At 45.7% G+C, this 11196-nt stretch carries 11 protein-coding genes and 1 pseudogene; 5 read left to right on the top strand and 7 right to left on the bottom strand.

The window, feature by feature from the left end; genetic code table 11:
• Nucleotides 1-33: 33 nt before the first annotated feature.
• Nucleotides 34-2622, bottom strand: coding sequence for a TonB-dependent siderophore receptor (locus tag A1332_RS00620; RefSeq protein WP_082879458.1), 2589 nt, complete (start codon nucleotides 2620-2622; stop codon nucleotides 34-36).
• Nucleotides 2623-2818: 196 nt separating this feature from the next.
• Between A1332_RS00620 and A1332_RS00615 the strand changes: the two genes are divergently transcribed.
• Nucleotides 2819-3118, top strand: coding sequence for a BrnT family toxin (locus A1332_RS00615; RefSeq protein WP_064006654.1), 300 nt, complete (start codon nucleotides 2819-2821; stop codon nucleotides 3116-3118).
• Nucleotides 3096-3410 carry a BrnA antitoxin family protein gene (locus A1332_RS00610; RefSeq protein WP_064006653.1) on the top strand — a complete coding sequence of 105 codons (315 nt, stop codon included), beginning with the start codon at nucleotides 3096-3098 and terminating at the stop codon, nucleotides 3408-3410. The genes A1332_RS00615 and A1332_RS00610 overlap by 23 nt, the downstream gene beginning before the upstream one ends.
• 109 nt (nucleotides 3411-3519) lie before the next feature.
• Here A1332_RS00610 and A1332_RS00605 read toward each other — a convergent pair whose 3' ends face one another.
• The 5 genes from A1332_RS00605 to A1332_RS25170 all read right to left on the bottom strand — a co-directional run bounded on the left by A1332_RS00605 (nucleotide 3520) and on the right by A1332_RS25170 (nucleotide 6080).
• Nucleotides 3520-3798, bottom strand: coding sequence for a hypothetical protein (locus A1332_RS00605; RefSeq protein WP_064006652.1), 279 nt, complete (start codon nucleotides 3796-3798; stop codon nucleotides 3520-3522).
• Entirely contained in the window at nucleotides 3788-4006 is a 219-nt protein-coding gene (locus A1332_RS00600; protein WP_231890170.1) for a hypothetical protein, read from the bottom strand. The genes A1332_RS00605 and A1332_RS00600 overlap by 11 nt, the downstream gene beginning before the upstream one ends.
• Nucleotides 4007-4155: 149 nt before the next feature.
• On the bottom strand, nucleotides 4156-5121 hold the full coding sequence (locus A1332_RS00595) for a FecR domain-containing protein (RefSeq protein WP_064006651.1): 966 nt from the start codon (nucleotides 5119-5121) through the stop codon (nucleotides 4156-4158).
• A gap of 6 nt (nucleotides 5122-5127) precedes the next feature.
• On the bottom strand, nucleotides 5128-5637 hold the full coding sequence (locus tag A1332_RS00590; RefSeq protein WP_064006650.1) for a sigma-70 family RNA polymerase sigma factor: 510 nt from the start codon (nucleotides 5635-5637) through the stop codon (nucleotides 5128-5130).
• Between the two features lie 53 nt (nucleotides 5638-5690).
• Nucleotides 5691-6080, bottom strand: coding sequence for a hypothetical protein (locus tag A1332_RS25170; protein ID WP_157203907.1), 390 nt, complete (start codon nucleotides 6078-6080; stop codon nucleotides 5691-5693).
• On the opposite strand from A1332_RS25170, the gene A1332_RS00585 reads away from it, so the two are divergent.
• A complete protein-coding gene (locus A1332_RS00585; RefSeq protein WP_064006655.1) occupies nucleotides 6079-7371 on the top strand; it encodes an MFS transporter in 1293 nt (430 codons plus the stop codon). The two genes, A1332_RS25170 and A1332_RS00585, sit on opposite strands and share 2 nt — an antisense overlap.
• A 561-nt stretch (nucleotides 7372-7932) precedes the next feature.
• On the opposite strand, the pseudogene A1332_RS00580 reads toward A1332_RS00585, so the two are convergent.
• Nucleotides 7933-8963 (bottom strand): annotated as a pseudogene (locus A1332_RS00580) (IS110 family transposase).
• Nucleotides 8964-9329: 366 nt separating this feature from the next.
• On the opposite strand from A1332_RS00580, the gene A1332_RS00575 reads away from it, so the two are divergent.
• Both A1332_RS00575 and A1332_RS00570 read left to right on the top strand, forming a co-directional pair.
• The gene (locus A1332_RS00575) at nucleotides 9330-9974 is read left to right on the top strand and encodes a hypothetical protein (protein WP_157203906.1); all 645 of its coding nucleotides are present in this window, start codon (nucleotides 9330-9332) and stop codon (nucleotides 9972-9974) included.
• Between the two features lie 17 nt (nucleotides 9975-9991).
• Nucleotides 9992-10870 carry a hypothetical protein gene (locus A1332_RS00570; RefSeq protein WP_064006648.1) on the top strand — a complete coding sequence of 293 codons (879 nt, stop codon included), beginning with the start codon at nucleotides 9992-9994 and terminating at the stop codon, nucleotides 10868-10870.
• Nucleotides 10871-11196 lie beyond the last annotated feature (326 nt).

Below are 11196 nucleotides of genomic sequence, written 5' to 3'. Positions count from 1 at the left end.
ACTTGAGAGACGGTATCTACGGCCCTTGTGCGGTTAATACTCTAACTTTACAGACCCCATAACTGTGAGCGGTTCTCCCGGCAAATTCCAAGCTCGATTTGCGTAATAAGGTGCTCCGGTAAAATAATATCTTTTATCGAAAATATTATTTACATTAAGTTGCGTAGTTAGTTTTGTTGGGCCAATATTCATTGTATAACCAGCAAAAGTATCAACTCTCACATATCCCGATAATTTATAGCTGTTAGCATTATCTCCTTCACGTGTTCCAGCAATATAGCTACCAATACCCACGCTTAAACCTTTTAAGGTCGATTGTTGAAAAGCATATTTTAACCAAGCACTTCCAGAGTGTTCCGCAACATTAGGCAAACGGTTGCCAATATTATTTCCAGGCGCCCCACCGTCGGCTGTAATGCGTGCATCAGTGAAAGCATAGCTGGTAATAAGGCTAAGTTCGTCTGATAAACGACCTGAGATGTCAACCTCAATTCCTTGACTACGAGCTGCACCTATTGTGTCGTAAATTCCTCCGTCACTAACAAGCGTCAACACATTCTTTTTATCAATATGGAAATAAGCAGTATTTGTTGTGAGGTTTCCGTCAAACCATTCTGTTTTAAATCCTGCTTCATACTGTTCGGTAGTTTCTGGCTTTAATGGCTGTCCATTTTCAGACCGGCCATTATTTGTTCCAAATCCTTCTGTCCTATTACCGTAAACAGATAGCCATGTCCATGGGCGATACAGAACACCTACACGCGGGCTAAAGAAGCCCTCATTTTGCTTCGCCAATGTTATGTTATTAAAGCTTGGTACATAGCCATTGTAGTTGCCATTTATGTCCGTTGAATTCGTATACGAGTTAGACGACCCCGTAGCAAGATGGGCCCAATCATAACGACCACCACCTAATATTTGTAACTTGTCGTCAAATAGGGAAATTTGGTCTTGGAGATACAAACCATACCAAGAGGTTTGGCTAATAAAGAAATTGTTTGGGTGGTTAATACGCTGATTTTCATAAGCATTGAAATCTAAATTTGGATAAGTTGGGTTATAAAGATTAACTCGAGAGAATGCGAAGCTTCCACCGCCAAAATCTCCTGGCATTTTATACGGACTATCGAAAGGTGCGTTTGCAGTGCTGAATCCAAAAAAACCACCAGATCTCGTTTCATCAGAATAATAATCGCCACCCAACAAAATAGTATGATTTACTTCCCCTGTTTTAAATTTTCCATTCAAATTAAAATAGGTGAGATAAGTTTCTTGATTGTCATCAGTAAATTGAGATCCACGTCTTACCTGCATCGGATCTGAACCTTGCTCTAATAAAGGCTGAAAGACTGCGACTAATACTTTACGATAATGCAAATTAGCCCAGTTGCCTACAAAACCATTTTGTATCTTCCAATTATCATTAAACGAATGAGACCAATTAAAGTCTACTAAAGTGCTGTCACTTGGATCTTCATTGAATTTAGATCCTGGCTGTCCATAATTGGTATTAATAGGAGCATTAGCTACCCTGTTCCCAATTGCAGGAATACCTGTGTCATAAGGTAGCTTTCGATCCATGTATTCAAGACTTAAATTGAATTCGGTCTTGTCACTGGCTTGCCAATGCAGTGCAGGTGCGACAAAAATCTGATTTTGACTAACAAAATCACGAAATGAATTTCGGTCGGTGTAGCCGAAATCCATACGATATGTTAATGATTTGTCATCAGTGAGCGGTCCAGTTGCCTCAGCAACAGTGCGGTAAAAGTCATAAGAACCGAATTGCTGTTGCAATGAATAATGGGCTTCATCTTGTGGTTTTTTAGTTACAACGTTAACCATGCCGCCAGGTTCAACTCTACCGTACAACATCGCCGCAGAACCTTTCAAAACCTCAACTTGTTCTACATTGGCCATATCAGTATTGAAGTTTGAAATTCTTTGCCCATTTCTAAATCTTGTATACCGTGTACCAAAGCCGCGAATCACGAAATCCTGCCCATTGGCTTCACCGTTCCAAACTCGCTGTACACCGCTTACATTTTTTGTGGCATCTTCAAGTACTATTGCTTGTTGGTCTTCTAATACCTGCTGCGGAACAACTTGCACATTTACCGGAGTGTCCATCAACGGAGTATCAGTTTTTGTTGCAGTGCTTGAGTTTCCAACAAAGTAATTTCCGGTCGAGTCCAATGTCGCCTTTCCTTCCACCCTCACCACCGGCAAAGTAGCTACCGCATCACCTCCCAAATCCGTCACTCGAATCGCTACCGAGTCCTCACCCGTAAAGCTATACGTCAACCCGCTACCCGCCAGCAGCTTTTTAAAGCCTTCTTCGATGGTGTACTCGCCTTCCAGCCCGCTAGTGGTTTTGCCATCGGTTAACGTGGCTTCCGCTGAAAACAGTAGCCCGGAGCTAGTCGCAAACTGCCTTAGCGCCTGACTCAAAGGACCGCCGCCAATTTGGTAGCTGCGCTTAACGCTGGCATGGTCGTTACCGCTATCCGCGTGGGCGGCAGAGGATACGGTCAATGCGGAGGCCAGCAAAATGCCTTGTATAGCCAGGCGCAATCGCGAGGGTCGTAAGCCGGGGGTGCCGAGGCGATGGGTCGATGACATCGGTTTTATCTCCTTTAAAAAATGGTGTTGTCATTACCTATGTCAATCGAGACTGAAAAAGCGGAACTCGAACTTGAAAATATTTTTAAGGGGCTGTTTTTATTTGGAAATAAAATTGAGTCTTTGTGGGCTTTCGCCAACTCAACTGGTAGTGTCTGAACTTGATGTAGTAACAATACCGCAGTAACATGAGGCTATGAAAACCAGATTTGAGTGGGATCCGGCTAAGGCGGAAAGCAATCTCAGGAAGCACCATGTGAGCTTCGAGACTGCCACTCGTGTTTTTGCCGATCCGTTCGCAGTGGTCAAGCAAGACCGTATTGAGAACGGGGAGCACCGCTGGCAGACCTTGGGTATAGTGGAAGGCTATCTGCTGCTACTGGTGGCCCACACCATCCGAGGCGACGAGGATGGCACCGAACTTATCCGCATTATTTCGGCACGTCGCGCCGAACCAAAAGAGAGGAAGCGCTATGAGCAAAATTGTTCGCTATGAGATAGACCTTAATAACCTGCCGCCGCTGACCGAAGAACGTAAGGCGGAACTCAAGGCGCTGGCGGAAATGCCGGACAGTGAAATCGACTACAGTGACATTCCGCCGCTTGATGAATCCTTCTGGAAAAACGCCGTGCACAATCCGTTCTACAAACCCACCAAGACATCTACCACGGTGCGCGTGGACGCCGATGTGTTGGCCTGGCTGAAGAGCCAAGGTAAAGGCTACCAGACCCGCATCAATGCCATCTTGCGCGAAGCTATGTTGCGCTCGTTGCATGATAAGGGTTGAGGCTGTGTAAATTAGTTATTTCTTACCGCATGATTGGAGTTTTTATGGAAAAAACCAAGCTTTCCAGCAAAGGACAAATGATTAATTGCGATTATCTAAAGTAACTCACTCATGAAACATCAAGATGAATTTTGTTAGACGTATATTGGTGCACCAAAATTTGAATAATATTTTGATACGGCACGCCATTTTCCAGTCCCTTTTTCTTTAACGCATAAAGATCGTTTTCAGAAAGTCTGATGGAAACTGATTTTTTCTTTTCGTGTTTCAAAAAACCTTGCAGTTCTACCAGGCGCTCCTGAATATTGCCTTTACTGCGCCATTCATCGTTTTCAACACTATCGATAATGTCTTGTTCAAAAGCATCTAAATTTAGCTTAGTCATCATTTGCCGCCTTGTTGTAACGTTTATTAATTTTTCGGGAAGGGATAATCGTCTTTAAAAAAATGCTGTTCTCTTCTTCAACGTAAGGCACGATGTAAACATAATTTTTTATGGCGATTAAGATGATAAAAACCGATTGATTGGGATATTTTTCAGAATTTGGATGCGTCAAATCATCAAGTACATTTCCCATTTCAATGGCTAATAACACATCCTCAAAACCAATCCCTCTTTCCGCTTTTTACAAAGCGTTTTTTTCAGGGGAGAAATATACTTGTTTTTGCCTGTAGGCCATACGATCTATGGTATTTTCTCAAGCAAGGTGCACGGTGTATAGCGATGTTAAGTTGTCTGGCGCGCTTAGCGCGGCAATACTTTCACCCAATACGGCAGCGGGCTAGTTAACTTGACCGGCAAGTTGGTTGCCAGAGAGGCGAGGATTTTGTCGGTATCTTTAAGCGGGAAGGAGCCGATGATGCGCATATCGGCAATCTCGGGCGCACAGGTCACATAACCCTTACGGTAACGATTAAGTTGCAACAGAAACTCGCTGAGCGGAATGTTATCGGCCACGATGACGCCTTGGCTCCAGGCTGGTTTATCGAGCTTGATTTGCTGTATCGGCTCTACTTGATTGGCTACAAATCGGGCTTCTTGGCCGGCCCGTAGTAGTTGTTTTGGGGTGTTTGGATTCGATGGCTGAATTTCAACCGAATCTGCGAATACCGCGACCTGGCTGTGGTCGGCCTGTTGACTGACACTAAAGCGGGTGCCCAGCGCCCGAACCCTGCCGTCCTGAGTATCGACCACAAATGGCCGCTGCCAATCTGCATTGTCCTTGGCGGTCTCGATGTAAATTTCCCCGGATACCAATTGCAAGCGGCGCAAATCCATACTGAATTCGACGTTTAAGGCGCTACCGCTATCCAGAATGACGGTTGAGCCGTCCGCCAAGGTGACGGTTTGGATTTGGCCTTGTGCGACAGGGTAGTCAGATGTCCATTCTTGCCAATAGCGGCCACGGGAAAATTGCCAACTCGCTAAGCCGACGGCGCCAAGTAACACTAAATTTTTGATCGCGCGTCTACGCTGCAAATCAGGCGCAGTCAATCCGGCTAACGCGGCTTTGGGCGGCAGTGATTTAAATCGGTCAATGTAAAACTCAACTCTGGCCCAAGCGGCTCGATGGTCAGGGTGTTCGGCTAACCAGGCTTGCCATTGTGCCGTTTCGCTGTGCTGAGCTTGTCCGGATCGGAATAGCGCAAACCACTCGGCAGCCTGTGCCAAGACGCGCGGATCGATTTCCGGGTGGCGTTTGTGTTGCATCTTGGTTTAGAAGCCGGCACTCAGGCACTGAAACATGGCTTGCGCCATATATTTTCTAACCATACGGTCGCTGACGCCAAGCTGCTGACCAATTTCGGCATAGGTGAGGTCGTCCAGTTGTGCCAATAGAAATGCCTTACGGACTTTTGCCGGTAGTTGATTCAGTAATTCATCGATTTCCCGCAGGACTTCGAGAATGATGGTGCTATCCTCGGGCGAAATGGCAATCTCTTCAGGATAAGCCGCGAGACGTGCCAAGTAAGCTTGCTCTATTGTGCTGCGCCGCCAGTGGTTGATCAGCAAGCGCTTGGCGATGGTGGTCAGGTAAGCGCGGGGTTCGTCCAGGTTTAGGGTTTCTCTTGCAGTGATCACGCGCAAAAACGTGTCTTGCGCGTGATCTTCCGCTTGGAGGCGGTCCTGCACCCGTTTTTCCAGCCATTGCAGCAGCCAGGGGTGATGGTCCTGATACAGTCGGGTTAGGTCTTGTTGGCCGTCGCCAATACACTCTGTGGTCATCGATTCAAACGTTGCTTAATAGTTGCATGCCCAGTTGACAAAAGGTTTTACGCTCAGCCGCAATAGGCTTTGGCTAAGGTGCTTTGGACTACGGTCGCCGCTTTTTTTCCTGCAAGCTTAACATTAAGCAAGAATTGCTCCGAAGTAGTCGGTCGTTGGTGTGTATGCCAAGCGTTTCGAAAATAATCAAATAAAATTAGCTCATTACATTTAATCAGGTTCAGGATGTTTGTCGATCCGGGGTGTGAGTACATGCAAAATCGGACAACTAAAGCGTGTGATTTGGCTTGTTTTTGTTCCGGAATGCGTGAAATCACGGAATTTCGAAGGCTGCCGGTGTGGCTGTCGTATCGGTCGCGTGGGTTACCCACTTGAAAAGGTGTGTGGGTCAGTTGTGGCGCGTAAGTTAAGATGGTCAAAAAACTCATCGGCTTGAGCGACATGTCCAATCCCAAATTCCAGCATTCAGAACGCAGGCGCTTGCTCAATATCTTCAGCGGCTCGGTTGGTAACCTGGTGGAATATTTTGACTGGGCAATTTATGCCGCGTTTGCCTTGTACTTTGCCCCGGCTTTCTTCCCGGAAACCGATCAAACCGCCCAGTTGCTGAATAATGCGGCGGTATTTGCGGTGGGTTTTATCTTTCGGCCCTTGGGCGGCTGGTGGTTGGGTAGCCTGGCGGACCGCAAGGGTCGCAAAAGTGCTTTGCTGTTTTCGGTCAGTTTGATGTGTTTAGGGTCGTTAATCATTGCTTGCACACCGGGCTATGCGGTGATTGGTATGTGGGCGCCGGCCTTGTTGCTTTTCGCCCGCATGTTGCAGGGCTTCAGTATCGGTGGCGAGTATGGCAGTTCCGCTACCTATCTTAGTGAGATGGCGGTACCGCACCGGCGCGGCTATTACTCCAGCTTTCAATACGTCACCATTGTCCTGGGGCAAATCCTGGCCTTGGGGTTATTGATGCTCTTACAAAAATGCCTGTTGAGTAGCGAGCAACTGCACGCTTGGGGTTGGCGTATCGGCTTTATCGTCGGCGGCTTGCTGGCTGTGGTGGCGATGGGCCTGCGCGGCAACATGGCCGAAACCAAGGCCTTCATCGAGCAGCATACTTATCCGGCCCGGCACCCCAAACTACGCGAGCTGCTGAACTATCCCAAACCGGTAATGACCGTGGTTGCTTTGACTGCCGGCGGGACCTTGTCGTATTACACCTTCACCGTCTACATGCAAAAGTATCTGGTCAACACCACGGGCTTCAGCAAGGACGACGCCACGACGATTTGCACGGTGGCCTTGATCGTCTTTATGTTGATTCAGCCACTGTTCGGTTTGATTTCAGACTATGTCGGTCGGCGCACGATGCTGATTGCCTTCGGCGCCGGCGCGACCCTGTTTACTGCGCCATTGCTTGATTTATTAGGCCACGCGCAAACGATGCAATCCGCGTTGGGATGGTATGTCTGCGCATTGCTGATTGTCTCCGGCTATTCTTCGGTCAATGCCATTGTCAAAGCCGAATTGTTTCCGGTGCATATCCGCGCATTAGGGGTAGGCTTTCCCTACGCCGTGACCGTGGCGATATTCGGCGGCACCGCCGAGTATCTGGCGTTGTGGTTAAAGAGTTTCGGCCACCCGGAATGGTTTGCCTACTATGTCAGCGCTTGCGCGGCCGTGTCGATGCTGGTCGCCTTAACTATGAAAGAGCCGATGAAGGTGTCGCGGTTGGATTATTAATGATTGGGGAATCGGGCTAGCAACTTGTCTATGAAGGTAACGAATGGGCAAATTCGGCCCAAAAGGGACAATTGCCAAAGATTTACGAATGACAAAAATCGGTAAGATAGCCGACAGTAGATGGGTGGAGCATCGCGATACCTATCAATTGCCAGCTTAAAAAGATGGGTTTCGGCTATCGCCACATATATGGACTCCTCCCCAATTGCAAGCCAAGGTTGCCAAAAATAATGATTCCAACAGAGATCGAGATTACAGCCATATATTCGGTCTCTTGATGAAGGTACTTGATAGGCCTTCGGACCCTGATGAATCTATCCGCGCGCTTTTTCCACTATCACCCTAACGGTTTCTAAGAACCTATGTGCCGAACGGGATTTAAAAGCACCGGTCTGACCTGTTGAATGTCATCACTAAAGGTTGTCTTGCCTCCGCAATCTGTTGAACTCAGTTGTCTTGTACGACACCGGATTGAGAGTTGTCCACGCTTTGCCCGACGCCGGAACCCTTCACTCGTGTGGAGGCGTTGGGCAAAGGGTGGATAACCCGGACTTCACTCAATCAAGCCACTTGGGCCGCATATTCGCCAGAGCCAGTGGCCAGCGCCCAGATAATCCTGGCATTCTTGTTAGCCAAGGCCACGGTCGCCTTGTTGAAACCACGTCGTTCGATCAAGGCTTGTAGCCAGCGACTCAACGGGTCGCTCTTGTCGCCGCAGTATTTCAATACCGCCCGAGCGCCGTGGATCAGCAAGGTGCGCAAGCGTCGATTGCCGCGTTTGCTCTTGTGCCCTTTGGGTAGATGCCCAGCAAGACTTGCCGGTCGCCGCTGCTGTGCTGCCTGGGCACCACACCCAAACTGGCGGCGTAATCGCGACTGGACTCGTACCCCTTGCCATCGCCCACATCGGCTGCCGCCAAGGTGGCGGTGAGCGGACCAACGCCCGGAATGGCAATCAGGCGCTTGCTCAAGGCATTTTGCCGACACAGCGCGTCGATTTGCCGGTCCAATGCTTTGATCGCGTCATCCATCGCCACCAGGGCTTGATACTGTTCGGCAAACAGCGCGCGACTGAGCGTCGACAGTTGATTTTCAGCGTCTTCCAAAATCGACGGCAACTGTTTCCTGACCTGATTGGCGCTTTTCGGCAACACCATCCCGCGTTCGGCCAAATGCCCGCGAATCTGGTTGATCAAGGCGGTGCGCTCTTCTACTTTGCCCTGACGGATGCCATGCACCATGGTCAAGTCTTGTTGTTCCATATTTTTAATGACCACCGTGCGTTTTCTCGGTTGCTGTACTGCGGTAAAAATCGCCTCGGCATCGTTGAAATCGTTTTTGTTGCCGACTACAAAGGCTTTTACATAACGAGCGTTTAATAGTTCCACATCATGCCCTAGTTGTTGGAATGATCGCGCCCAGTGGTGCGAACCACCGCAGGCTTCCAGTGCGATCAGGCTCGGCGGCAGCTGAGCAATGAACGCCAGCAATTCCGGCCGCTTCAATTTTCGCTTTATAGCCTTGCCGTCTAGCATCATGAACAGATGAAAAACTTGTTTTGCGATATCCAAACCCACTACGTTACGATTCATTTCGGACTCCTCTTTGTCCCGTTTAAATTCTCGGGTGCATTGTGACACCGTTAGGGGTGGGGAGGAGTCCATGTCATCATCCTAGGCGCTTTTCCCGATAGGCAGGAAAAATTCGAACTGTCAGTAAAATATTAACTTATCAAGGAAAATTGGCTTGATAATAAATTTATAACCGACTAGGGTAAATATATTGAAAGAAGCAAAACTATTGTCATCGGTTGCGGTGTTGCGTGCCTTATATGACGAAAAAAAGATATCTACGATATATTAAGTGAATTTATAAAAACCATAGTAAATACTAAATCACTATCAGCATTTGGCTCGATGGAATGCGTTAAGTATCTCGAAGAAGACTTTGGGTTTTATATGCCCGAAGCCATAATTCGAAGTTGCCTAAAAAATCGGCTCGTTCGCACAGGTCTCCTCACCGTTAAAAACGGCATTTACTGTGTAACCGAATCATTTAAATTAAGTAATAGTGCTGAAATAGATGCTGATTTTGAAAAATCTCGTAAGGAGTATGATGAAATCATAGGAAGACTTTATGATTATTGCTCGAATAATGGTCTGCTTGATGTTAATAAGCTAGCTTTAGAAGAAGGTTTTGAAAATTATTTAACCCGGCCTGACAAAAACACTCAGCACGCTATCACAATCGCTAGATTTATCGTTGAACACGAAGATGAGCAGGGTTTCAAAGATAAGCTCGATAACATAGAAGAAGGGCTAATTCTCTATACTGGAATTCGGTATTCACCGGATTTATCTACATTAGGTAATTGGCGAGGTGACTTAATAATTTTTTTAGATGCAGAGCATCTGTTCAGTGCCACCGGTCTAAATGGCGTCTTATACAAGTCATTATTTGATAATTTCAATGATCTTATTAACGATGTCAATCGCAATAAAAAGAATGGAAATATTACATTAAGATATCTTGAGGAAACCAATAAATATATAGAAGCATTCTTTTACGCGGCAAAAAAATTGTCGAACGAAAAGGGAGTATAGATCCATCTAAAACAGCAATGATAAATATTTGTAATGGCTGTAAATCTGAGAGTGATGTTATAACAAAGAAAGCGGATTTCTTAAATAAGCTATCTAAGCTTAGGATAGATAAGGAAGCGCCTAAGGACTATTATTCCAAACCAGAGTTTAATATAGAAAGCGAAATAACAGTTAGGGATATATCCAAGGAACTTCAAGAATCTAATGTTGACGCCAAGGAAGTTTCTTCCATTCTGAAAATATTTACGAAAATCAATTATCTTAGACAAGGCCAGAATAACATTGGAATCGATAGGGTTGCAGCTATATTCCTTACAGAGAGTTGGTTGCCTCAAAGAGTATCATTTTCCCCTCATGTATTCGAAGGTAATGGTGCTATTCCATTTGCGACAAACATCGAATTCATTACTGAAAAATTATGGTTTAAATTGAACAAAGGATTTGGTGGGAAATCTAAAAAGCCAGTCTCGTTTTATCCAATTATCAGAGCTAAATTAACAATATCATCTCAAATTAGCCGCTCAGTATATAACATATATAAGACCCTGTCAAAAAAATACAATGAGGGGAGTATTGATAAAGATGTCATTGCTTTAATTTATCAGGAAATAAATAAGGCTCCATCAAGACCTGACGATGTGTCAATTGAGTCAATGTCGATGGCGGAACAATTTCTTAATGAAAATTACATCGAAAGGATAATTAAAGAAAAAATCTTACTAGAAAAAGATGCGCGAGAGGGGCGGCAAGCAAAAGACGAATTGAGACAGATCAGATATAGGGAAAGAAAAAATTTGAACTTGCCTTTCAAAAAATCAGCCAGGAGACAATACAGGCTTATTGGTTTTTTTTACATATATATTCTTGTCTTTAATATTCCTATTTTTGATTATTAACTCGTATTCAAAAAACGATACAACCTTGTCTATAATATTTGGGATGGTTACAGTAATAAGCTCAATCATCAGTTTGATTCGACCAAAGCTAATTAATGAATATTACTGGTCTCTTTCTAAAAAGTGGTACCGAAAGTCCATTAAAAAAATATTGCAGAGAGCAAGGCGCTGAATACTAATATGAATGAGTGATTACGGATTTAAACAAGTCATTCAAAAAGACATCTCGATCGACTGCAATTGGCCGTTGGGTGAGGTCGCCAATGTCCGCTTTGTAGATTTCTAATTAGTAGAATCTGGGTTTGTCTGACTGGCCGGTTTAGAGA

This window comes from Methylomonas methanica, from assembly GCF_001644035.1.
GTDB lineage: Bacteria > Pseudomonadota > Gammaproteobacteria > Methylococcales > Methylomonadaceae > Methylomonas > Methylomonas methanica_A.
Note: the sequence above shows the minus strand (reverse complement) of the source record. Positions and strands in the feature narration are given on the sequence as shown.

Excerpts from the sequence above, each read along its gene's own strand:
- A1332_RS00620 (WP_082879458.1), bottom strand. The coding sequence starts at position 2,622 with ATGTCATCGACCCATCGCCTCGGCACCCCCGGCTTACGACCCTCGCGA.
- A1332_RS25170 (WP_157203907.1), bottom strand. The coding sequence starts at position 6,080 with ATGTCGCTCAAGCCGATGAGTTTTTTGACCATCTTAACTTACGCGCCA.
- A1332_RS00585 (WP_064006655.1), top strand. The coding sequence starts at position 6,079 with ATGTCCAATCCCAAATTCCAGCATTCAGAACGCAGGCGCTTGCTCAAT.
- A1332_RS00595 (WP_064006651.1), bottom strand. The coding sequence starts at position 5,121 with ATGCAACACAAACGCCACCCGGAAATCGATCCGCGCGTCTTGGCACAG.
- A1332_RS00575 (WP_157203906.1), top strand. The coding sequence starts at position 9,330 with ATGCCCGAAGCCATAATTCGAAGTTGCCTAAAAAATCGGCTCGTTCGC.
- A1332_RS00590 (WP_064006650.1), bottom strand. The coding sequence starts at position 5,637 with ATGACCACAGAGTGTATTGGCGACGGCCAACAAGACCTAACCCGACTG.
- A1332_RS00615 (WP_064006654.1), top strand. The coding sequence starts at position 2,819 with ATGAAAACCAGATTTGAGTGGGATCCGGCTAAGGCGGAAAGCAATCTC.
- A1332_RS00610 (WP_064006653.1), top strand. The coding sequence starts at position 3,096 with ATGAGCAAAATTGTTCGCTATGAGATAGACCTTAATAACCTGCCGCCG.
- A1332_RS00605 (WP_064006652.1), bottom strand. The coding sequence starts at position 3,798 with ATGATGACTAAGCTAAATTTAGATGCTTTTGAACAAGACATTATCGAT.
- A1332_RS00570 (WP_064006648.1), top strand. The coding sequence starts at position 9,992 with ATGATAAATATTTGTAATGGCTGTAAATCTGAGAGTGATGTTATAACA.